General features: G+C 47.5%; 22 protein-coding genes. 8 read left to right on the forward strand and 14 right to left on the reverse strand.

Annotation, left to right across the window (positions count from 1 at the left end):
* Positions 1-53: 53 nt before the first annotated feature.
* The 5 genes from HFE01_RS23345 to HFE01_RS23365 form a co-directional block, all read right to left on the reverse strand.
* Entirely contained in the window at positions 54-1001 is a 948-nt protein-coding gene (locus HFE01_RS23345) for an ABC transporter substrate-binding protein (RefSeq protein ID WP_017426197.1), read from the reverse strand.
* A gap of 128 nt (positions 1002-1129) precedes the next feature.
* Positions 1130-2155 (reverse strand): FecCD family ABC transporter permease, encoded by a 1026-nt coding sequence (locus HFE01_RS23350; RefSeq protein WP_019686184.1) that lies wholly within the window; start codon positions 2153-2155, stop codon positions 1130-1132.
* Positions 2155-3222 (reverse strand): FecCD family ABC transporter permease, encoded by a 1068-nt coding sequence (locus HFE01_RS23355; protein ID WP_374984059.1) that lies wholly within the window; start codon positions 3220-3222, stop codon positions 2155-2157. The genes HFE01_RS23350 and HFE01_RS23355 overlap by 1 nt, the downstream gene beginning before the upstream one ends.
* A 217-nt stretch (positions 3223-3439) precedes the next feature.
* Positions 3440-4414: an arabinan endo-1,5-alpha-L-arabinosidase AbnA gene (abnA, locus tag HFE01_RS23360; protein WP_016819796.1), complete on the reverse strand. Its 975-nt coding sequence runs from the start codon at positions 4412-4414 to the stop codon at positions 3440-3442.
* Between the two features lie 234 nt (positions 4415-4648).
* Positions 4649-5815, reverse strand: a complete 1167-nt coding sequence (locus HFE01_RS23365; RefSeq protein WP_107735077.1) for a serine hydrolase domain-containing protein — start codon at positions 5813-5815, stop codon at positions 4649-4651.
* A 170-nt stretch (positions 5816-5985) separates the two neighbouring features.
* On the opposite strand from HFE01_RS23365, the gene HFE01_RS23370 reads away from it, so the two are divergent.
* On the forward strand, positions 5986-6429 hold the full coding sequence (locus HFE01_RS23370; protein ID WP_017426192.1) for an Lrp/AsnC family transcriptional regulator: 444 nt from the start codon (positions 5986-5988) through the stop codon (positions 6427-6429).
* An 86-nt stretch (positions 6430-6515) separates the two neighbouring features.
* Here the strand turns inward: HFE01_RS23370 and HFE01_RS23375 are convergent, their stop codons facing one another.
* The 7 genes from HFE01_RS23375 to HFE01_RS23405 all read right to left on the reverse strand — a co-directional run bounded on the left by HFE01_RS23375 (position 6516) and on the right by HFE01_RS23405 (position 13964).
* A complete protein-coding gene (locus tag HFE01_RS23375; RefSeq protein WP_107735076.1) occupies positions 6516-7715 on the reverse strand; it encodes an MFS transporter in 1200 nt (399 codons plus the stop codon).
* Between the two features lie 357 nt (positions 7716-8072).
* Positions 8073-9359 carry a threonine ammonia-lyase IlvA gene (ilvA, locus tag HFE01_RS23380; RefSeq protein ID WP_031462902.1) on the reverse strand — a complete coding sequence of 429 codons (1287 nt, stop codon included), beginning with the start codon at positions 9357-9359 and terminating at the stop codon, positions 8073-8075.
* Between the two features lie 332 nt (positions 9360-9691).
* On the reverse strand, positions 9692-10531 hold the full coding sequence (locus tag HFE01_RS23385; protein WP_016819794.1) for a carbohydrate ABC transporter permease: 840 nt from the start codon (positions 10529-10531) through the stop codon (positions 9692-9694).
* Positions 10532-10534: 3 nt separating this feature from the next.
* Positions 10535-11497 (reverse strand): carbohydrate ABC transporter permease, encoded by a 963-nt coding sequence (locus HFE01_RS23390; RefSeq protein ID WP_016819793.1) that lies wholly within the window; start codon positions 11495-11497, stop codon positions 10535-10537.
* Positions 11498-11524: 27 nt separating this feature from the next.
* The gene (locus HFE01_RS23395; protein WP_016819792.1) at positions 11525-12817 is read right to left on the reverse strand and encodes an ABC transporter substrate-binding protein; all 1293 of its coding nucleotides are present in this window, start codon (positions 12815-12817) and stop codon (positions 11525-11527) included.
* 237 nt (positions 12818-13054) lie between these two features.
* Positions 13055-13279: a small acid-soluble spore protein Tlp gene (gene tlp / locus HFE01_RS23400; protein WP_016819791.1), complete on the reverse strand. Its 225-nt coding sequence runs from the start codon at positions 13277-13279 to the stop codon at positions 13055-13057.
* A 73-nt stretch (positions 13280-13352) separates the two neighbouring features.
* Positions 13353-13964: an alpha/beta hydrolase gene (locus tag HFE01_RS23405; protein ID WP_107735074.1), complete on the reverse strand. Its 612-nt coding sequence runs from the start codon at positions 13962-13964 to the stop codon at positions 13353-13355.
* Between the two features lie 213 nt (positions 13965-14177).
* Here HFE01_RS23405 and HFE01_RS23410 point away from each other — a divergent pair, with 213 nt between their 5' ends.
* Complete coding sequence (locus HFE01_RS23410; protein WP_107735073.1) at positions 14178-14489, forward strand: autorepressor SdpR family transcription factor; 312 nt, start codon at positions 14178-14180, stop codon at positions 14487-14489.
* The gene (locus HFE01_RS23415; protein WP_017426186.1) at positions 14486-15142 is read left to right on the forward strand and encodes an SdpI family protein; all 657 of its coding nucleotides are present in this window, start codon (positions 14486-14488) and stop codon (positions 15140-15142) included. Before HFE01_RS23410 ends, HFE01_RS23415 begins: the two co-directional genes overlap by 4 nt.
* Before the next feature lie 71 nt (positions 15143-15213).
* Here the strand turns inward: HFE01_RS23415 and HFE01_RS23420 are convergent, their stop codons facing one another.
* Complete coding sequence (locus tag HFE01_RS23420) at positions 15214-16038, reverse strand: aldo/keto reductase (RefSeq protein WP_107735072.1); 825 nt, start codon at positions 16036-16038, stop codon at positions 15214-15216.
* A gap of 45 nt (positions 16039-16083) precedes the next feature.
* Complete coding sequence (locus HFE01_RS23425) at positions 16084-16377, reverse strand: putative quinol monooxygenase (protein ID WP_017426184.1); 294 nt, start codon at positions 16375-16377, stop codon at positions 16084-16086.
* Positions 16378-16559: 182 nt separating this feature from the next.
* Here HFE01_RS23425 and HFE01_RS23430 point away from each other — a divergent pair, with 182 nt between their 5' ends.
* From HFE01_RS23430 to HFE01_RS23450, 5 genes are all read left to right on the forward strand, one after another.
* Positions 16560-18212: an ATP-binding protein gene (locus HFE01_RS23430; protein ID WP_243208245.1), complete on the forward strand. Its 1653-nt coding sequence runs from the start codon at positions 16560-16562 to the stop codon at positions 18210-18212.
* The gene (locus tag HFE01_RS23435) at positions 18205-18933 is read left to right on the forward strand and encodes a response regulator (RefSeq protein ID WP_107735070.1); all 729 of its coding nucleotides are present in this window, start codon (positions 18205-18207) and stop codon (positions 18931-18933) included. The genes HFE01_RS23430 and HFE01_RS23435 overlap by 8 nt, the downstream gene beginning before the upstream one ends.
* A 204-nt stretch (positions 18934-19137) precedes the next feature.
* Positions 19138-20118: an ABC transporter substrate-binding protein gene (locus tag HFE01_RS23440; protein WP_016819783.1), complete on the forward strand. Its 981-nt coding sequence runs from the start codon at positions 19138-19140 to the stop codon at positions 20116-20118.
* The gene (locus tag HFE01_RS23445) at positions 20115-21119 is read left to right on the forward strand and encodes a FecCD family ABC transporter permease (protein WP_107735069.1); all 1005 of its coding nucleotides are present in this window, start codon (positions 20115-20117) and stop codon (positions 21117-21119) included. Before HFE01_RS23440 ends, HFE01_RS23445 begins: the two co-directional genes overlap by 4 nt.
* A complete protein-coding gene (locus HFE01_RS23450) occupies positions 21116-22093 on the forward strand; it encodes a FecCD family ABC transporter permease (protein WP_107735068.1) in 978 nt (325 codons plus the stop codon). Before HFE01_RS23445 ends, HFE01_RS23450 begins: the two co-directional genes overlap by 4 nt.
* The last annotated feature ends 108 nt before the right edge of the window (positions 22094-22201 follow it).

A 22201-nucleotide genomic window follows, 5' to 3' on the forward strand; every position in this document is an offset into this window, starting at 1 on the left:
ATCCCCACCTGCAAGAAGATGCATGGGAAATACGGCTTGCTGTACTTTAGCATTTATTTGGAAAATAGTTGTTCTGCATTATCCAATGCAATTTTGTGCCCCATCGCGGAATAGTCCAGCCAAGGCTGTCCGTCCAGCATGTAGACATGACCTTGCTTCACAGCCTTAAGTCCTTGCCATACTGTATTCCCCTCCAGCTGCTTGTATACCTTTTGCGCATCCGTACCTTTACTAATAATAACCAGGATGGCATCGGCATTATAATCCGGCAAAACCTCTTGGGATACAACCTGGTAGGCCTTGTTGATCTTTTCCACACCTTTGGCTGGCTTCAAGCCTAAGTCCTGATACAATAACGGTCCTACTGGACGCTTCATCCCCATGACACGAACTTCTTTCGCTGTGACACGTACAGCCATGACAGTCCCGTCTCCGATTTTGGAATGAATGAGCTTTTTGACCCGTTCCCTCTGTGTATCATAATCTTTCAGAAAAGTGTCTGCCTGTGCTTCATGTTTAACCATGGCAGCTATTTTTTTCAATTGATCTTTCCATGTACCTTCATCCAAATCAAAAACCTCGGTTGGTGCAATTTTTTCAAACTTGGCCACATCAGTTCCTGAATATTTTTTGTCGAGGAAGATATGATCAGGTTGAAGTTCCAGTACCGCTTCCATATCGGGGTCTGTGACAACTCCCAGCTTACGAGTATTTTGAAGACGATCTTTTACATGGGGCAGAAAATCCTTCACATCTCCACCAATAACTGAACCTGCTGGAGTAATGCCCAATGCCAGCAGATTATTCGTCAAATGAATAGACATTGAGGCAATACGCGAATCCGCACTAATGGTGGTTTGGGCACTATCGTCCGCTTTCGTATCGCTAGCCTGTTTGTCTGCTGCTTGTCCACAAGCGGACAGCATGATCATGCATGCCACAAGAGACAGGGCTACCCATGAACGTTTAAGCCCTGAACCCTCAAATCTATTTTTTCTCATGAATATTCTCTCCTATACTATGGAAGCTCTATTTTATAATGTTAAATCGTCAAAACTTCTACTTCGTTGTTGTTCCGCACGCTGCATCATGTGCAGCTTTAGATTTCATATGTAACCTAATCCTATTGTCATTTGGTTCGGGATAACAAGAATAAAAAATACGGAGCTCCTATCACAGCAACCACTACACCTGCTGGAATCGCATTCGACTGAAATACCGAACGACCAATCGTATCTGCTGTGACCAGAATAACGACCCCGACCAAAGCGGCTACTGGCAGCAAATGCTGATACATCGGTCCAACCAGACGGCGAGCCAGATGAGGCGCAATCAGCCCAATAAAACCGATGCCTCCGGCCATGGATACGCTGGCGCTCGATAGAGCCACTGCTGCGCCCAGCAGTATTAAGCGCTGGCGCTTCACACTTGTACCAATTCCAGCTGCGGTCTCATCACCCAGCGACAGATTATTCAGGCTACGTGTCTGAGATAGAACATAGGGCAATACAATGACAATCCACGGTAGTAAAGCCACTGCATGTATCCAGTCCCGTCCCCATACGCTGCCAGCCAACCAACGTGCGGTAAATGCGTACGTATCCTCATCCAGCCGCAACGACCAATACAGCGTTATGGCGCTGAGCCCTGAGGCTACACCGATACCGGACAGAATCAATCGCACAGGCACGATTCCTCTGCTGCCACTATAGGACAACATAACAATCAGTACCGCCGCAACGACACCTCCTGCAAAGGTAAACAAGGGAATGAACAAGGCTACTGATCCTTCCAGATCGCGAAAAAAGCTAACATACATCACCAGGCCCAACGCAGCCCCCGCATGAAGGCCCAGCACTCCCGGATCTGCGAGTGCGTTTCGCGATAAGCCCTGCATGACTGCCCCGGCTGCACCCAGTCCCGCTCCAGCCAGCACTGTTACAACAATCCGCGGCAGACGGTATTCAAACAGAACCATATGATCACGTCCGCTCCCGCCGCCAAACAGTGTATCCAGCACGCGTAGCGGTGGAATACGAATCGTTCCGGTATTCAAACCCAGCACAAGAACAGCAAAGCTGATTCCAGCCAATACGAAGCAAACGAGCCAAGCCTTGGTCGTTCTTGTATCCCCTGTCCCTAGAGAGCGACTCACTATAATTCCCTCCTTTCCTTACGAGCGAGAAAGAGGAAAAAAGGTACTCCGATAAAAGACACCATAATTCCAATAGCTAGCTCCTCCGGTGGATTCGCCATTCTCGCTCCCAAATCAGCCAGCACTAGCAGCACGGCTCCCAATATTGCAGACAATGGTACGATCTGGCGATAATCCACACCGATCAGCTTGCGAGCAATATGTGGAACGACCAAGCCTACAAAGCCGATGGCCCCGGCAGCCGATACGGATAGCCCAGCCAGGACCACCACAGTCAGCAACCCCAACAGCCGGATACGCCGGAGATTTAGTCCCAGGTTCAATGCTACCTCATCGCCCATTGAAATCAATGAAATGGAGCGTGCGAGCCCCATAGACCAAGCGATCACAATAAGCAAAATCGGCGCAAGAATCTTAAGCTGCGACCATTTGATTCCGGCAACACCACCCGCATACCAGAAGGCTAGATCCTGACTTAGATCAAAATAAATCGCAATTCCCGAAGTCATGGAACCTAACAAGGCTGCTGTCACAGCTCCAGACACCGTTAGTCTCATGGGTGTCAGTCCTCCCGGCGCGGATGCCCCCAGCCCGAATACCAGTAAGGTACTCATCAGTGCCCCCAGGAACGACAATATAATTAACGTCCCATAAGGTAGATCGGGGAAAAAAGCAAAACTCACTGCAACTACAAACATCGCTCCTGCGTTAATGCCCAGCACACCTGTATCCCCCAACGGATTGCGTGTAATGCCTTGTATCAGAGAGCCTGCAACCGCCAGGGCAGCCCCAATGATAGCTGCACCGAGTACACGCGGCAATCGCAGCTCATGAATGATCCTGTGTGTCATCAGCGAACGATCATAGTGGAATACTGCCGACCACACCGTGCTTACGGTCAGGTCTTTGGCTCCAAAAGAAATGGCAGCGAATATGGCCAAGGTCAACAATACAGCAGAAGCTGTAAACAACAACGCCTGCCGAATCCTACCCGCTCGGAGCACCGGACGGGCTACAGAGGCTACTTCAGGAGCGTTCCTCTCTGTCGAAGCTGTATGTTTGTCCATGCTGTCTTTAGACTGCATTCGGTGAGGTCACTCCCTCCATACCTGAAAGCCACCATGGCTCTCATTACGATAACGTCAATGATAATGATTATCAACTTGATACATAATAGCATGTTTCTATGACATTGCAAGCCAAAAACTGTTCCCCCATTAGGAGGAACAGTTTTTAGATATACCTATGTGAGATCGCTGTAAATGATTTCAAGTAATCCTCTATTTAATACGTAGGCCAGCCTGCGGAATCCCATTTCAAATCACTAATCAGCAGCTTTGGATTTCCGCCATCGGTGGCATCATAGGCATGACGCGCAATCACACTGTTGTTATAGACAGATTGTCCGCCCGGTCCCTTCCAGCGATCATTCCCCGCATCCAATATCGTTCCACCGCCGTCCATCATGCTTTTTCCGCTCTTGTCCACATATGGCCCAGTGATATTGGTGGAGCGACCATAAACGATTTTGTAATTACTGTTCACGCCTTTGCAGCAGTTATCAATGGAAGCAAACAGATAATAATAGCCATTGCGGTATGTAACATGCGGTGCTTCCAAACCACCAGCTGTACGTCTAGCAATAGAATAAATCTGACCCGTAGGCTTCATCGTATTTTTATCCAGTCGAGTCACTTTCAAGCCCGTATTCCATGAACCGAAGGAAAGCCACGGGTTACCGGAAGCGTCAATGACCAGATTCGGGTCAATCGCATTATAATCGTCAGAATCCGTTGTACGCAGCACCAGTCCATCATCTCTCCAGCTTCCTGCGCCAATGCTCGTTGCTGAAGTCAAGCCAATGGCCGAAGTACGAGACCCAAAAGTAGAAATGGAATAGTACACCCACACACGTCCATTGTACTTTTGAGCATCCGGTGCCCACACATCATTTGGGGTTTGTTTAGGTACATACGATTTCCACCATGATGGCGGCGACAAGAATATTTGCGGCAATCTGTAAAAATTACGGCCGTCATCTGATCTTTGAACCTGTATTCCCTGTCCTGTGGAGAAAATATACCATGCATTGCCTTCCTTCGTGATGGATGGATCATGTACTGCCACATCGCCTGTTAACGCCCAATGCTCGGCCGATGTGGACGGCACCACGGACAGCAACAAAGCAGCCGAAGTTACGGCAGCAAACGCTGTTCGGGCGAATTTACCCTGTACTGATTTTTTCCATGCTTTCAACATTCTTTCGCACCTCCGAATAAGTATCTTATAATGAGAAATTTGGTGATACGTCTATTACGTTAGTGTTTTCGCTTATGAAGTTACACATATATTAACCTATTAACTTCATTTTTGTAAACGCTTTATTTCAAATAAAAAGAAATTCATAAACTACGCATAACTGTATGAAGAAAATATAGTTCTAGACTGGAATTGTTGATTCCGAATATTTGTTCAAGATAACGTTTTTACTCTTTACTTAACTCCTCGAATACCCTTGTAGACAGATTCGCACAGCTCCGTTGTAAACCTGCCTGACATTCCTTCAAGTGCTGTATTGGTGAACGCTACAACACTAAGCTCCTCACTCGGATCAACAAACCAGGAGTGACCATAGGTACCGCCCATCCGCCATGTTCCCGGCGATTCCGGTGTATTGGCATCCGCTGGGTCTTTAAGCAGCGTGAAACCAAGTCCAAAGCCTCTACCCGGCCAATAGGGCATCACAAGGTTACCAATTTGATTGGTTGTCATTTCTGCGACAAGAGCCTGAGGCAGAATCGGATTTCCTCCCAGCCGCAAAGCTTCCAGCAGTTTAAGAAAGTCTCCTGCGCTGCCAATCATGCCGGCTCCTCCGGAAGGATAAGCTGTCTTATCGGTAAATCTGTTAGGTGAAAGGAGGAATCCTGCCGTCCCCTCCACGAAAGGAACGGTATCAAAATCCTGCAAGCGCCGGGGCTCTCCAGCGCTGTCTGCGTAAGCCGTGGTCAATCTGTCCGTATCCACGGCCTTGAAATCCGTGTCCATCATGGAAAGCGGATGAGTTACAAGCAACCGTACAGCTTCACTTAGCGGCATTCCAGTTACCTTTTCGATGACCAGTCCGAGCACGTCTGTTGCTATGGAATACCTCCACATTTTCCCCGGCTCATATAGAAGTGGGACAGAAGCGAGTCTTTGCAGATTCTCTTCAAGTGTAATTCCCGCCAGATCCATGCCGTCCGATACCCCGGCAAGCTCATAAGTTCCCTTTTCTTCCTGGAAGAAACGGTAGGTTAAGCCGGCGGTATGGGTCATCAGATGGTGAACGGTCATGGAGGCATATTTTCCGTTTGGCAGTTTGGGACGAAAGGCGGGCAACCATTTTTCAACCAGATCGTTTAACTGCAATCTCCCTTGCGAAATTAATACTAAGGCTGCCGTTGACACGATCGGCTTGGTTACCGAAGCATATCTAAACAAAGCATTCTCCTGCATCGGTCGTTTCTGCTCACGGTCGGCCCAACCAGCAGGTTTGTTGTAAACAAGGTTTCCGCCTAATGCAATTTGGACAACGGTACCCACAATCCTTTTTTCCTCAAGTGTGTGGTCAATTACCTCATTGACGCTTTTATGCAGCAATTCCAGATCTATTTTTCTCATGCTTCTCATCCTCTCCTGCTGTAATTTACTTGATTATTTATAGCAAGTGTGTTTATTATATAAATAATTTCTTTCGTCTTGCATAAAACAAACAAGTTAAATAAAGAAATTTTCGAGGATTCTAAAGGTATTTGAAAGAAATAACTTTTAAAACAAAGGAGTCGATTTTTTTGGACGAAATCGATAAAAACATCCTGCTCCATTTGCAGAACCAGGCAAGATTATCAATGACAGATTTAGGAAAGCTGGTGGGACTGTCTCAGCCAGCCGTAACGGAACGTGTAAAACGCATGGAAGAAAAGGGGGTTATCGAGGAATATCGAACCGTCATTTCTTCGCAAAAAGTGGGTAAGCAATGCACAGCCTATATGCTTGTTCGGACCCGGAATTGCTATCCTTTCCTTGATTTTTGTCGTTCATCACCGGAGGTAACGGAATGTTACCGGATAAGCGGAGAGCATAATTATTTATTGAAGGTCCTTACGGAAACAACCCAGGAGCTGGAAGAGTTTGAAAACCGGTGCGATCAATACGGAACCTATACGACTCTGATCGTAATGTCTTCACCGATCGCTTATAAAAATTTCATTGGAGAAACGAATTTGCTTGCATAAGATGTAATTCTCTAATCCCAAAAAAATGAATCCGCCATGCAGCGGATTCATTTTTTTGCTTATGTTACACATACTCATGGATTTCTTTAGGAAGGAAAGCCATGCTTTTTAGCTAGCCAAACTGCAAGCAAAGAGGGAAGCAGTAGGATGATTAATGAGCTCGGAAGAAATCCGGCTCCAAGCAGTTCGAGAAGAAGCCCGCCGATAATGCCTCCTCCGCCGATTGCCACATTCCATGCAGTAACCAGCATCGATTGGGCTATATCTGCGCTTTTTCCCCCAGCTTGTGCTATTGCTGTTTGTAGTAAAGTGGCTGCCCCGCCAAACGTAAGCCCCCACGCCGTAACACCAAGAATGATGATTTCAGGTTGATTTATTCCTATTCCCAAGGCTACAGAAGCCAAAGCAAATCCTGTGATGCTGATTAAAACCAGCATTCTTAGAAAACGGTCAATCAGCATGCCTATCACCCAAATGCCGACTACCGAGGTAATTCCGAAAATAAGAAGAACCAAATCCACTCGCTGAGCAAACGCGGTTTCCGCAAGATACGGTGCAATATAAGTGTACAAAATATTATGAGCTAGTACCCATGCCAAAACGACAAACAGAATCGTCCGTACACCGGGAATCAGGAAAACCTTGTGAAAAGGGAGTTGGTCACCGGCAGGCTCACCTGCATAATCCGGCACCTTCCAGAGCACCCAGCCAATAAGGGCTGCAGCCAGTAATGATACAGCTCCGAAAATGAGACGCCACCCAGTATATGTTCCGAAAAAAGTACCAAGCGGAACGCCCAGCGCCAATGCCAGCGGGGTGCCGACCATGGCTACGGCCATCGCTCTTCCTTTCAGCGAATCAGGCACCATGCGCCGCGCATAACCGGCCGTCATCCCCCACAGAACACCTGCTGAGACACCTGCGAAGAAACGCGCGACAAGCGTCAGCTCATAAACGGAAGATAACGCGGTGATGGTGTTAAATACAAGAAAGCCGATGATGCACAGCAGCAGAAGCGGTCGGCGCCTCCACCCACGGGTAGCCGTTGTCAAAGGAATGGCGGCCAGAAGAGATCCAACCGCATAGAGAGTAACCAATTGTCCGGCAAGAGCTTCTGTGACCCCTAGATCCTGTGCAATTTGCGGCAGTAATCCAGCAGGCAGGCTTTCCGTAAGAATGCAGATGAATCCCGCCATGGCTAAAGCCAGCAACCCGACCCACGGGAGACGTTTGGAAGACGACACATTTGCACCGCCTTTTCTTATAAGAGCAGTGTTTAAGTTCACGAAAAAAATCTCCTTTATTTATTTTTTGCCGCTTAAAAAAGCTTTCGCTTCCGTATAAGCTTATATAAATAAAACACTTTTTTACATGGATGATTAAAGGGGGATGAAGTGAATTAAGAGGAAAATACTTTTATTTTCACGAAAATTCCATGATTTTAAAAGCAAAAATGTAATACAGTAGTTTTCCTTACCCTAGATTAAAAATAGGCGTACCTTATTGCGCCTAACAGTAGTCATTATTATTTTTCGCGAACCAGCTATCCTGCCCGGTAGCTTAATGCCGTTCCCAGTCTAATGGTTTATTTTCTTTTTACAATAACATTGCACATACAAAAAAAAGAGCCCGTAGGCTCCTTTTTAGATTAGCATATTAAACAGATTCTCATTTTTGTTCAATTCCGTATATTGAATCCCCTTGCGATTCATTCGTTCAATTAAAGGAAGATAGTCCTCCTTGTGGAACAACTCAATGCCGACCAGCGCCGGGCCGTTTTCCTTATCATTCTTTTTCGTATACTCAAACCTTGTGATGTCATCGTCCGGTCCAAGCACATCCTGAAGAAACTCACGCAGTGCCCCTGCTCTTTGCGGGAAATTAACCATGAAATAATGTTTTAGTCCTTCATAAATCAGGGAGCGTTCCTTAATCTCCTGCATACGATCAATGTCGTTATTGCCACCACTAACGATACAGACTACTGTTTTGCCTTGAATCTGCTCACGATACAGATCAAGTGCTGCTACAGGCAGCGAACCCGCGGGCTCCACAACAATCGCATTTTCATTATACAGCGCCAGAATCGCTGTACATGCCTTGCCTTCCGGTACCTTCACAATATCATCCAAGGTATGTTTACAAATGTCATATGTTAACTGACCTACTCGCTTCACCGCAGCCCCGTCAACAAACTTGTCTATGTGCTCCAGTGTAACGACCTTGTTCAAACGCATCGCTTCCGTCATCGATGCTGCGCCCAAGGGTTCTACACCGATTACTTTGGTGGTCGGATTCACAGTTTTAACATATGTGCCTACGCCTGCCGCCAAACCGCCGCCGCCAATCGTCACGAACATATAGTCCGCAGGTGTATCCAGGCTCTCCATCACTTCCATCGCAATCGTGCCATTGCCCGCAATAATTTTCGGTTGATCGAACGGGTGGATAAAGGTCATTTCCTGTTCGCTGCATACCTTCATGGCCTCGTCATAAGCATCGTCAAACGTATCTCCGGTCAAAATGACCTCTACACTGTCTCCGCCAAAGCGACGTACCTGCTTCACCTTCTGATTGGGCGTTGTGCTCGGCATAAATATTTTACCGTGGATGCCAAGCGCGTTACATGAAAAAGCCACACCTTGCGCATGATTACCCGCACTCGCGCACACGATCCCTTTTTCCATTTGCTCAGGAGTTAGGCTGCGGATCATGTTGTAAGCTCCACGGATTTTAAAGGACCGCACAACTTGGAGATCCTCTCGTTTCAGATACACATTACAGTTATATTTGGCCGATAGGACGGCATCCCTCTGTAAAGGTGTACGAACAATCACCTCACGCAGCATATGATGCGCCCGTACAATATCCTCCATGCCAACGGTTGACGCTGTGGCCGGCTCAGTTTTCTGGGTTTCTGTTGGTTCCATAGGTTCTCCACGCTCCGCCTGAATATTTCTGTATTGAGCATTTTGCATAAATCCCAAGAGCGATTTCAAATCAGTAATATATAGATCGAATCGGTTTAGTTCGTCTATATATTAAACTTTTGAGCGTTAGGAATCGAATTATGCAAAGTGCTGTATTTGAAATCTTTCAAACATCATACCACGTTTACCTATAGCTTGTGCAGTTGATAGTCATGAAAATGAGAATGAAAATCATTGAGTTCATAAAAAAACAGGCCGAGACAATGCCCGACCCGCCTTTCCTGACTCTATACATTTCTTGTCTTCAGTCGACTCATTCAGCACCGCAATGATTATCCTTTTACCCCGCCTGCAGTCATCCCTTCAATAAAGTAACGCTGGAAGAACAGAAACACGACGAGAATCGGCAAAATAGCCAGGACTGAACCGGCAATCAACACATCATAATTGTTGCCATATGGCGTCAGCAGACTGGACAGACCGATTGGCAGTGTCAGCATGTCGTTAGTACGCAATACGATCATCGGCCACAGGAAGTTATTCCAACTGTTCATAGCTTGTAAAATAGCCATTGCCGCAAAGGCAGGTGCCATCAGAGGCATCATAATCCGCACAAAAATACCATACTCTGAACAGCCGTCAACCCGTGCAGCATCCATAAAGTCCTTGGGTACCCCGCTTAAATATTGACGGAAGAAAAAGATCGGAATCGGTGCGACGACAAATGGCAAAATCACACCCCATACCGTATTGATCAGCTTCATACCGATCATGAGTTTGTAAAGTGGCAGCATAATAATTTCTACCGGGATCATCATCACGACCAACACCAGTGTAAAAATCACATTTTTCAGTCTAAAACGATACATCTCCAGGCCATACCCGACCATCGCGGACAATATCAGACATAACACCGTAAACAAGATAGTAATGACAAGGCTATTCCAGTACCATTGAAAATAATCCGTCGTCCCCTGAAAGATAAACGCATAGTTTTTTAAGGACATGATGGCCCACTCCAGCTTGAGATTCAAGCCGTAGCGCAGCAACTCCGTTGATGGCTTGAATGAGGCAAGCGTCACGGCAAATAGCGGAAACAGGGCGAACCCGGCAAACAGAATGAACAGGACAACGAGAAATGCAGATAACGGGCCTTTTTGTTTCTGAGCCATCGCTTAATCCTCCTTCCGAAACATGCCAAAAAATTTGAGCTGGATCAGGTTCAGTACTAATGTGAATACGAGCAATACAATCCCTACCGCTGCTCCAAAGCCCATGCTGTTCTGTTCCAGACCTTGGCGATAGAGATAGCCAACGATCGTCAATCCAATATCATTCGGAGAGTTGTTTCCGTTCCACAGCATATAGCTCTCGGTGAACATGGACAATCCGGCATAAATACTGATCGTAAATACGTAGATTGTCACGGGTTTTAGCATAGGAATCGTAATCCGCCAAAATGAATCAAAGCGGCTGGCCCCATCGATCTGAGCAGCTTCATACAACTCGGGAGGAATGTTCTGTAACCCCGACATGTAGTACAGCATGTTTACCCCCAGCCATCTCCATAAGGCCAACACGATCAACGCTAAAAAGCCGGTGTTCGCATTCATTAGCCATTTGTAAGGCTCAAGACCGAATATCCCCAACAGGGAGTTCATCAGCGAACCATCCAATTCCCCGAACATGAGTCGGAAGATTGTTCCTGCTACCACCACTGAGGTGAGTGCGGGTATAAACATTACGGAGCGAAACAGCCCTCTACCCGGCATTTTAGGCGAATTTAGCAATACCGCCAGTACCAGTGGCAGAGGAATCAGCACGACCAGTGTAAGCAGCGTGTACAGGACGCTGTTCAATATTGCTTTTCCAAATGTAGGATTCATTAAATCCTTATAATTTTCCAGGCCAACATAAGTTGTTATCCCAGGCAAGACTTCCTGAAAGCTCATAATGACCGTCGAGATGACCGGATACGCAAAAAACAGCGCAAAGGACAGTAAAAATGGAAGGACAAATACATACGGTGCCGTACGACTGGAATGAATAAAGCGGCTCCATTGGCTTCTGGTCGGACGCTGAGTTTTTGGCGGCTGACCTGTCGGTACATTAGCGTTCGTATGAACGGGCGTTGCCATGAATCTCACTCCCTTTCCTTTTGGGGTCTATCTCAGTTCATCTGCTAGCTCATGCAGCACCGTGGCTGGATCTTCGCCACTCTGTAGTGTCCGATAAAGTATTTTATTACGTACAGCACTGGCGATGTCAGGCGTTTTCGGTCCAATATGCACCGCATTAATTTCATCTTTTACTTCGATCAGCGTATCAAAAATATTCGTTCCGAAATAATCCGTAAATTTATTTTTGGCTTTGGCTTCCGGCATAGTCCACACTTCACTGCGGATGGGATCAAACCCTAGTTGCTTCCAAATCTCCACATTCCCTTGCTTGGACAGCTTGGCAAAGGCTAGAAAACGCATCGCCAAATCCTGGTGCTTCGATTGGTTCGTGACTACCGTTCCGGTTCCGCCCATACCTGCTGAGCGATAGCCGCCTTTTTCCCACGCCGGCATCGGTCTAATGATGACTTTTCCTTTCAAGTCAGGCATGTAATCCGTAAAACGTCCCATATACCACATCGGCATCCACACTGAAGCGGCCCCGCCTTTGTTCATAAACCCGTAGTATTCCTCCATATGATGCCCGCCACCCGGTGCGGGAATAGCGATTTTGTCTTTTATCATCTGTTGGAGAAACTCAAGTGTTTTAATATTGGTTTCGTTATCCAGCGTCAACTCGCCCTTGTCATCCAAAAAATCTGAATTTTGCTGGGAGATCATCGGCCAGTAGCTCCACAGGTCATTGGTCTCCAAGGTCGCCATCGGCTTGCCCGTTTTGGCCAGCACTTGCTTGCCAGCAGCAGCGTAGTCTGCCCAGGTAACGATGGAATCCGGGTCTACCCCCGCCTGATCCATAATCTCTTTATTGTAATACATCACTTCGGCTCCAACGTGAAAGTCAATGCCGTAATACTTACCGTCTTTGCCGTAAATCTGTACTCTGGAAGGCACAATGTTATTGATCTCAGGGTCAATCACCGGATTGAGCGGGACCAATTGCGGTATTCCTTTGAGGAAATTACCAATTTTGTTGACCTCAATATCCGCGATATCCGGCGCTCCCACCCCTGATTGCAACGCAATCGAGAGCTTGCTGTGGTGGTTGTCATAAGGAAATGTATTCGCTTTCAAATTAATCAATTCATCAGGGTGCTGTTGGTTCCATTGGTCAGCCATTTGCAGAAAAAACTTCTCATGCAGTTCATTGAATGTCCATAATACAAGTTCTGTTCCCGGCCCATCCTTTTCATCAGTCTTGAAAGAACAACCTTGCAGCAGTCCAGCCATCAAAACCACCGCCATAAGCATCAAAGCCATGCTTTTTCTTCGCAGCAGCATATCCTTCCCCCTTCGCATGATGAAATCCTAATTCGTAAATGATTGCGCTTTCTTTTATTATTTAACATCAATACAAATTAGTTTACAACAATATTATTCAAAAAAAATTCGTTTTTGTGTAAAACAGATCTCATTGCATTATAGGGGGAAAATGAATTGGATGGGAATATGATGATTTCTGCATAAAAAAACGACCCAACTCCAATTGAAACTCGGAGTTGGGTCGCGCTATGTTAACTACTCTTGCGAATGTGCTGCTTCGTCTTTCACTTCTTCTCGAAATGATCTAATACTTTGTTTACGACGATTATTTTTTTCTTCGATCTGCTGACGCTCCTCATTGCTGATTTCAGAGGAAAATTCGTTTAGATATCCTTCAGCCTCATGAAGATTCTGCAATGTATTCTGAATATTTTGTTGCAAATGCTCCACATTATCTGCTCGATTATCCGGTTTTGCCATCGGTTTGACGCCTCCTAATCATAGAATCGCTCACTAGAGCGCTAAACCGTAGCTTGATCGTTATCGAGTTATTTTATACATTAAAATGCTTTCCAAACCATCGGCCTGCGGCTTCGGCTTCAGTGCGAGTCAATTGATGACCATTGCGTTCCAAGTAGGCTTCCACCTGCGCTCCGGCCTCCTCCAGCAGGGATTGCAGCTCCTGAGATTCCGCCGCTGGAACAATCGGGTCATTTTCACCGGAAGACAGAAATACAGGGACACCGTTCAAGTCCGGCAGTTCCAGCCCTCGCAATGGCACCATAGCATGATGGAGAATGGCCCCACGCAGCGCTTTTGCATCATGGAAGAGCATACTGGCCGCTATGTTGGCTCCATTGGAATAGCCCAGAGCCACCACGTTGTTACGGTCAAAATCATATTGCTCTGCAGCTGAATCAACAAATTCGCTTAGTTCTTTGGTACGAAATACGAGATCCTCAATGTCGAACACACCTTCTGCCAAACGGCGAAAGAAGCGCGGCATTCCATTTTCCAGCACATTACCTCTCACACCTAACACAGATGCGCCTGGTGCAACCAAATCAGCCAATGGTAGCAAGTCTTGTTCATTCCCGCCGGTACCGTGCAACAGCAAAATAACCGGAGCTTGCGGATCATTTCCTTCACGAAAGACGTGTTTCATATCTATTCCCTCCTCTAATTAACTTTAAATTAAGAATCTTATTTTTTGTATAATTAGATTATAGCCCATTTCACTGCTTTATACAAACATAATTGACCTCGTTAATTTTTTCTAAAATGATGTCTTGTTCCATTGACATGTAGTATAGCTTTATTTTACTATGTGATTAGATATTTAGAGAATTATCTAAATATCTAAAGGAGTGAGCAAACTTTGAATGATGCCTTCAAAGCCTTGGCTGATCCGACCCGGCGCAAAATACTGCAGCTTTTGAAAGAGAAAAGCATGAGCGCGGGCGACGTCGCTGAGCATTTTCAAATCAGCAAGCCCAGTATATCCCACCATCTGAATTTGCTGAAGCAGGCGGGGCTTGTGCTGGATGAGCGACAGGGGCAAAGCATTATTTACACCTTGCATACAACAGTTGTGGCGGATGTCATCGGCTGGATGTTCAGTATCGCCCAATCGGATGCCCCTGTAAAACCAACTTCGAATGATACTAAGGATACGGAGGGGTCTGAATGAAGTTCCGAACACGTTGGAGCTTGACGGATGTTTTGACGACTTTGCTTGCCTTATCACCTGCTATAGGCGCTTTACTACTGTATAACCGGCTTCCCGATGTGCTGGCCTCTCATTTTAGCATGGACAATACCGCAGACGGGTATATGAGTAAAAACAGTTCTATTCTCATGCTGGTGCTATTGGGGCTGGTGCCTTTGCTCCTTCGGCTATCTCGCTACATGGACCCCAACAGAGCAAATTTCAAGAAATTTACTAAAGCCTATGAGGTTACGCGTGTAGGCACTTCGCTCATTCTCGCTATAGCCGGTTGGGGAATGCTGCTGTATAACCTGAATTATCGGCTACAGATGCTTACGATCCTTTATGGAGTGCTGGGTCTGATGCTGCTGGTGCTGGGTAATTATATGACTCAGGTACAGCCAAACTATACCTTCGGTATTCGCACGCCATGGACTCTGTCCAATCCGGAGGTATGGCGTAAAACGCACCGTTTGGGCGGACCTATGATGATGCTCGGTGGTGCTTCGGGCTTGGTAGCGGCATGGGTCGATGGAGTGGCGGGCACCGTCATTTTTCTCACCGGGCTGTTTATATCCGTCGTCATTCCTGTACTCTACTCCTTCCTACTGCATCGCAAAATAAATCATCAGTAGGGATAAACAAGGAACCTCCCAAACCACGATAAACGCAGAATGGGAGGTTCTTTGTACATCTACATATTCAATTAGAACAACAGCTTATCGGGATGAGTACCCACACGCTCATCCAGATGAAGACCATTAATTCGGTTAATATCCTCAGTTGTCAGTTCAAAATCGAACAAATCGGCATTTTCGCGGATACGATGCGCGGTAACCGATTTGGGAATCGTCACAATTCCCCGATCCAGATGCCAACGCAAAATAACCTGAGAAGTCGTTTTGCCGTATTTGGCGGCAATCTCAACGATATCTGGCTGCTCCGTCAGTTTCCCCTTCATCAGAGGACTCCACGATTCAAGCTGGATCTGGTGTTCCCGGCAGTATTGATGCAGCTCCTGCTGAGTCAGACGCGGGTGAAGCTCTACCTGATTAATGACAGGTACAATATTACTGTCTTTCAGGAGGTCTTCGAGATGGTGAATTTGGAAGTTGCTTACTCCAATCGCGCGTACGCTTCCTTCTTCATACAGCCGTTCGAACGCCTTCCAAGTTTCCTTGTACTTGTCCTTGCCAGGCCAATGGATAAGGTACAGATCAATGATATCCAGGCCCAACCGCTTGCGGCTTTCCTCGAAAGCACGCAGTGTTGAATCGTAGCCCTGATCTTGATTCCATAGCTTAGTGGTCACAAACAGATTGTCTCTGTCCGCTCCACTGTCACGAATGGCTTGTCCGACCAGTTCCTCATTGCCGTAGATCGCCGCGGTATCAATGTGACGATAACCGACCTCAATAGCTGTTTTGACTGCTTCGTAGACCTCATTGCCTTCCGCCTTGTACGTACCAAAACCAAGCCAAGGCATCTGAACTCCGTTATTTAGTAAAGCTGTATCCGCAATGTTCCCCATGTCTATCTCCTCCTATTCCTAGTTATAAATTATCCAACGGGATGATTACAGTTTAGTTGCATCCTGAAAAGCATTCACTTCAAGCGGAGCAGCCAACAATTCTTTAGCTGCAGCAACAAATGCCTGGAAATGGGCAGACTTGTTATGGAAATCTACAGCAGCAGCATCCTTCCACTCTTCAACCATCGTAAATGCGTTGGGATCATTCAAATCCTGCATTAACGTATAGCGTACATTGCCTTCTTCAGCTTGTGATGCGCTGATCAACCCTTGGGTTTGTTGCAAAAAGGTCTCTCTCTTTTCTGGTAAAACTTTCATATCTGCATGAATAATAATCATAATATTTTCCTCCTCGTATTATGTAACTATTTCTATTATAGACCATTCTTTCGATAGATTAAAAGTGCGGCCGTTTCTGGAATACAGTAAAATGATTCATATTGGGGTGTTTATCCGCTGATCAACTGCTCCTATATTTTGTTTAATGGCGGTGAAGGCATGTGCGTTTTCAGACAAAATTAATGGTATTCATATCCCTTTTAGTGCTAGTCGTTACCGGGCTGTTGGGATTATCCTTGCGTTATATGATTACCTCCGCCTTGTACGAAGAGATTGGGAAAAGGGCACTGACTGTGGCCAATGCGCTTGCGGTAGATGCACAGGTCAGGGATGCTCTAGAACAGACCGACACGACGCAATTACGTGTTCGGATCAACGAAGCAGTGAAACCTGTCCAAGCCAGCACCGGCGCTGATTTTATTACGATTGCAGATCGTCATCTCATTCGGCAATGGCATGTTAACCCGGAACGCATCGGGCAGCCTATGATGGACCCGCTGAATAATAAGGTGCTGCAAGGACATTCCTTTATTACGGAATCCACCGGTTCCCTCGGACCGTCACTGCGAGCCAAAACCGCAGTCTATGATGAACAAGGCCGAGCTATCGGACTCGTTTCTGTAGGTTTCCTGATGACAGATGTGGCGCAAAATATTCGTACATACACATATACATGGCTGTGGTTCATGGTAGGCGCGCTAATGATCGGCATATTAGGAAGTCTGGTTATAGCACGACGGGTAAGGCACGAACTGCATGGGCTGGAGCCAGTGGAGATTGGACGTTTGTATCAGGAAAAGCAAGCCATTCTCGAATCCATAGGTGAAGGGATTATCGCGGTTAATAGCAGTGGACAAGTCACACTTGCCAATCCACAAGCCGTCCGTTTGCTTGGTCTTCCTCCGGAAACTAGCCTCTATGGATGCGAGCTTCGTCACTTGGCGGGCGCGGCATATCAGCTGGCAGATGTACTTGCTACAGATTTTATCGAAAAGAATCCTAGCATGAAGCCGGATCAGGAACAAAACGTATTCAATGAGGAAATTGAGATCCAACAACGAGTCGTAGTCGTCAGCCGTGTACCGATCAAGGATCGATTCGGACGAATGCTAGGCACCGTTGCCAGCCTGCGTGACAAAACAGAGCTGCTTCGCATGACGCGGCAGTTGACAGAGGTCAGGGATTATGCGGACGTGTTACGATCACAAACACATGAATATACCAATCGGCTATATCTCATATCCGGCCTGATTCAGTTGGAGTGTTATGACGAAGCAGTGGACTTTATTACTCAGGAATCGGAAGAGTATCGTGTACATAGTTCCGTTTCGTCTTCTCTTTCACCCGATTCAATCATCGCCAGCCTGCTGATCAGCAAGAAAAAACAGGCGTTGGAAAAAGGGATTGTACTCCATTCATATATAAAAGGAGCATTTTCAACCCCGTCTCCTGCGTTGGAGTGGTCGCTTCTTGCTACCATTGCCGGAAACCTGCTGGACAATGCTATGGAAGCAGTTGCAATAGGCTCTATACCTGACGGACAGGTCTGGTTCCGGCTTGAAGAAATGACTGAAGCCATCGTCGTCGAAGTTATGGATAATGGATCGGGTATTTCGGAGGATATCCAGGAAAAACTGTTCGTTAAGGGAGCATCAACTAAAGCAGAGGCAGGACACGGATATGGTCTTGCTCTCGTGCAGGAGTACACCGAACGAATGAGTGGCTCCATAAAAGTACATGAACGGCCTGGTGGAGGTAGCATTTTTGAAGTATACATTCCTTTAATTAGAACAGACACGAATCATGATGTAAAAGGAGGTTACGGCCATGAATGAGCGGGTATTATCGGACATTGAGGTTCTTATTATTGAAGATGATCCGCGAATTGCGGAGATTAACCGACGATTTATTGAAAAGGTGGACGGGTTCACCGTATGTGCAATAGCAACGAACGAATTTGAGGCAAAGCTTCAACTAGATGTTCTGCGTCCTTCTTTAGCCGTGCTGGATGTTTATTTTCCCGATACGAATGGTCTAACCCTACTATCGTTCATCAAGCAACACTATCCAGATACAGATGTCATTATGCTGACTGCCGCCAAAGAAGCTGAAACTGTGGTACAAGCGGTTCGAGCAGGCGTATTTGATTTTATCGTAAAGCCGCTCGTATTCGAGAGATTGCGGGCGACCTTAGAGGAATATGCTCGTTTCCGCCGCCAAGTCACAACATGGCAAGAAGAACACTCTACGGTGGAGCAATTGGAAATTGACCGTCTGCTTCAAAGCGCGGGCACGGGTCGGATGACGGGTAACGGAGTAGGAGAGCTATGGGCCAAAGGCATTGATAAAGTCACTTGCGAAAAGGTGCTTGATCTCCTGAACCGACGAGGTGAGGTAACTACGGGTACAGTGGGAATTGAGCTAGGTATGAGCCGATCTACCGCCAGAAGGTATCTGGAATATTTAGTGGAAAGTGGCGATGCTCACCACGATCAGGTATACGGAACTGTCGGCAGACCGGAGCGTATCTATCGCAGACGGCAGGAAAATGCATAAACCACCAATTCATACGTCTGGTCTCTTCCATCCTCTCATCTCGCTTGTGATTTTAATGAACTTAATTCTCATAATAGGCTAAAACGGTTTAAATGATCACATTATTTACGTCCCCTTTCCCGGTTGCTAGAATGGTCAACAGTTAGTTAATTGATAATGATTATCAGTTTCTCTGGTAAGCATATTTGGAACGGGGGACAACATATGGCAACACCGAAACAGCCACTACGCACAGGCGTGCTGCTTGCAGCGATTCTGGTACTACTGACAGCCGTTATGGCGGGATGTGGAGGCCAGTCACAAAATAATAACGCAGCAGCACCTCAAACCACAGGCGACACTCGAACGATCAAACATGAGATGGGAGAAACCAAAGTTACAGGCAAACCCAAAAGAATCGTGACGTTGGAATTCTCTTTTGTCGATGCTGCTACCCAACTGGGCGTGATGCCTGTCGGCATAGCTCAGGAAAATGATGATGATATCGATGGGCTGCTTGGCAAAAGAATCGACTTTACACCTGTCGGCACACGCAAACAGCCGAACCTGGAAACGATCAGCTCTTTGAAGCCCGATTTGATTATTGCTGATCTGAATCGTCATAAGAGCATATACAAAGAACTAAGTGAGATTGCTCCTACCATTGTTCTAAAGAGCCGCAATTCCTCTTATGAGCAAAACCTGGCATCCTTCGGCGTTATCGCTGACGCGTTGGGTGAGAAGGAAAAGGGTGAGCAAATTCTCGCAGCACATAAAGCTACAATGGCAAAGCTGAAAGAAGGCATCCAAGCTGGTGAGTCACGTAGCGTATTGCTTGGGGTATTTCGTTCTGATTCACTATCGGCTCACGGCGCTTCATCTTTTGATGGACAACTGCTGGAGCAAGCAGGCATCCACAATGCCCTTCAAAATACAAGCGAGCCTACAGTCAAGCTGACACTGGAGCAGATTGCACAAGCTGATCCGGACGTGATCTTCTTAGTGGAAGCCGATGAGAAGCTGCTTGCAGAATGGAAGCAAAATCCGTTATGGCAAAACATTACGGCCGTGAAAAAAGGGGAAGTTTACGAAGTAAACCGGGCACTGTGGACCCGGTACCGTGGACTCGGCTCTGCCGAGAAAATACTGGAGCAAGCGATTTCGCTTCTGTATCCCGCGCAAACTAAAGGAGACGGCTCCCGTTGATCGGACAAGCCTTACGCGACCGGCTAAATAAGCCGGTCTTCTTTGCACTTCTATTCGCGCTGCTGGCTGGACTATTGCTGAGCGTGGCGATTGGCCCAGTCAGGATGGACATCCCCACCATGCTGACTGCACTATTCACCGAGCATCCGTCCAAGGATCAGCTCATTATCTTGACGATACGCCTGCCACGTGCCGTCATTGGTCTGATCGTCGGCGCCGGGCTTGCCGTGGCCGGAGCGCTGATGCAGGCCATCACGCGCAACCCGCTGGCTTCGCCACAGGTATTTGGGGTCAGCTCTGGCGCTTCGCTGGCTGTCGTCCTGTCGGTCGTGCTGCTGCCGAATATCGGGTCGTCCGGCAGCATTTATTTTGCTTTTGCCGGAGCGATCGCAGGTGGCTCCTTCGTATATGCGCTGGCCGGAACGGCGGGCATGACGCCAGTCAAGCTGGCTCTTGCCGGGATGGCTGTGCATCTGCTGCTGGCCTCTGTCACTCAGGGACTGCTCGTGTTCAACGAGCAGATATCCGATGTACTATATTGGCTCGCTGGCGCCATCGACGGGTCTACTTGGGCCGACACGCGTCTGGTGCTGCCATGGTTCGCCGTCGGTATGATCCTTGCACTGGCGCTGTCCCCCTCGCTATCTGTGCTTAGCCTTGGTACAGAGGTCGCACAGGGACTGGGACAAAACGTACGGCTTGTCCGCTTACTGGCCTCGGTCTCAGTTATTATGCTGGCAGGCTCTGCTGTAGCGGTAGCCGGGTCCATCGGTTTTGTGGGCCTAATGGTGCCGAATATCATCAAGATGTTTACAGGCGACAATTACAAACGGGTCATCCCCCTGTCTGCAATCTGCGGAGCTCTGCTGCTGACATATGCAGACGTGCTTGGACGATTTATTGCCTTTCCTTATGAATCGCCCGTTGGTATCGTAACCGCGCTGGTCGGCGCGCCCTTCTTTTTATACCTGGCGCACAAGAACGGGAGGGCTTCACGATGAAAAAGCTGTGGATTTTACTCGTGCTCATGCTAGGTATTTCTTTTATTGCTATTGGCGTGGGCAGCACTTACATTACACCCGCTGAGCTGATCACGGCACTGACTGACCCAAATGCCTCTTCCTGGTTCATCGTTCACCATTATCGACTGCCTCGTGGCCTGCTGGCCATCATGGCTGGTGCTGGCCTTGCAGTAGCTGGCGTGCTGCTGCAAGGCATGATCCGCAACCCACTGGCTTCACCGGATGTAGTGGGTGTGTCCAAGGGAGCCGGCTTTGCGGCGGTTCTCGTTATCGTGCTGCTCCCCTCATCCCCGGTGGCGCTGCTGCCTGTCGCTGCCTTTGTCGGTGCCGGGTTAGCTGCACTACTGCTCGTACAGCTTTCGATGAGGGGAGGCATGCGTCCTAATATGCTAGCCTTAACCGGGCTGGCGGTAGGTGCTATCTTCCAGGCTGCGACCGATTATATTCTGGTCAAATATCCACTCGAAGCCAGCGATACGCTGACTTGGCTAGCTGGAAGCTTGTGGGGCAAAGGCTGGGATGAAGTATATGGGCTTTTGCCATGGTTAATTGTATTGCTGCCTCTCGCCTATACACTACAGCACAAGCTGGATATTATGAGTCTGGATGAGGAAAGCTCCGCTGGTTTGGGACTTAGCGTGAAGCGTATGCGCACAGGACTGCTGGCCGTATCTGTGGCCTTAGCTGCTGCCTGTGTCGCTGCCATCGGCTCCATCGGCTTTATAGGGCTGCTGGCACCACATCTGGCACGGCGATTGTTTGGTAATCGCCACCGCTATCTATTGCCCGGCGCAGCCATGATCGGTGCCCTGATCCTCGTCCTTGCCGATGCGCTCGGACGGGGGCTGAAGCCGCCACTCGAAATCCCCGCCGGCATCGTGACAGCCGTAATTGGCGCGCCCTATTTCCTGTATCTCTTGCTGCGGGAACGCAAACAAAAAAGCAGCGGATAAGGAAACCTGTACACCGATCCGCTGATTGGTTTCTTTTCTAAACGATTCATCGTACAGTAACTTCGATATGCATTCCACACACAAGATTTCATTATGCGTCATATTGTC

The sequence above is a fragment of the Paenibacillus sp. EKM10P genome, from assembly GCF_011800655.1.
GTDB lineage: Bacteria > Bacillota > Bacilli > Paenibacillales > Paenibacillaceae > Paenibacillus > Paenibacillus polymyxa.

What these genes read in the sequence shown, in the direction of transcription:
- HFE01_RS23415 (WP_017426186.1), top strand. Translation starts at nt 14,486, where the DNA reads ATGAAGTTCCGAACACGTTGGAGCTTGACGGATGTTTTGACGACTTTG.
- HFE01_RS23345 (WP_017426197.1), bottom strand. Translation starts at nt 1,001, where the DNA reads ATGAGAAAAAATAGATTTGAGGGTTCAGGGCTTAAACGTTCATGGGTA.
- HFE01_RS23355 (WP_374984059.1), bottom strand. Translation starts at nt 3,222, where the DNA reads ATGGACAAACATACAGCTTCGACAGAGAGGAACGCTCCTGAAGTAGCC.
- HFE01_RS23385 (WP_016819794.1), bottom strand. Translation starts at nt 10,531, where the DNA reads ATGGCTCAGAAACAAAAAGGCCCGTTATCTGCATTTCTCGTTGTCCTG.
- HFE01_RS23430 (WP_243208245.1), top strand. Translation starts at nt 16,560, where the DNA reads ATGGTATTCATATCCCTTTTAGTGCTAGTCGTTACCGGGCTGTTGGGA.
- abnA (WP_016819796.1), bottom strand. Translation starts at nt 4,414, where the DNA reads ATGTTGAAAGCATGGAAAAAATCAGTACAGGGTAAATTCGCCCGAACA.
- ilvA (WP_031462902.1), bottom strand. Translation starts at nt 9,359, where the DNA reads ATGGAACCAACAGAAACCCAGAAAACTGAGCCGGCCACAGCGTCAACC.
- HFE01_RS23420 (WP_107735072.1), bottom strand. Translation starts at nt 16,038, where the DNA reads ATGGGGAACATTGCGGATACAGCTTTACTAAATAACGGAGTTCAGATG.
- HFE01_RS23390 (WP_016819793.1), bottom strand. Translation starts at nt 11,497, where the DNA reads ATGGCAACGCCCGTTCATACGAACGCTAATGTACCGACAGGTCAGCCG.
- HFE01_RS23435 (WP_107735070.1), top strand. Translation starts at nt 18,205, where the DNA reads ATGAATGAGCGGGTATTATCGGACATTGAGGTTCTTATTATTGAAGAT.
- HFE01_RS23395 (WP_016819792.1), bottom strand. Translation starts at nt 12,817, where the DNA reads ATGCTGCTGCGAAGAAAAAGCATGGCTTTGATGCTTATGGCGGTGGTT.
- tlp (WP_016819791.1), bottom strand. Translation starts at nt 13,279, where the DNA reads ATGGCAAAACCGGATAATCGAGCAGATAATGTGGAGCATTTGCAACAA.
- HFE01_RS23365 (WP_107735077.1), bottom strand. Translation starts at nt 5,815, where the DNA reads ATGAGAAAAATAGATCTGGAATTGCTGCATAAAAGCGTCAATGAGGTA.
- HFE01_RS23450 (WP_107735068.1), top strand. Translation starts at nt 21,116, where the DNA reads ATGAAAAAGCTGTGGATTTTACTCGTGCTCATGCTAGGTATTTCTTTT.
- HFE01_RS23425 (WP_017426184.1), bottom strand. Translation starts at nt 16,377, where the DNA reads ATGATTATTATTCATGCAGATATGAAAGTTTTACCAGAAAAGAGAGAG.
- HFE01_RS23440 (WP_016819783.1), top strand. Translation starts at nt 19,138, where the DNA reads ATGGCAACACCGAAACAGCCACTACGCACAGGCGTGCTGCTTGCAGCG.
- HFE01_RS23405 (WP_107735074.1), bottom strand. Translation starts at nt 13,964, where the DNA reads ATGAAACACGTCTTTCGTGAAGGAAATGATCCGCAAGCTCCGGTTATT.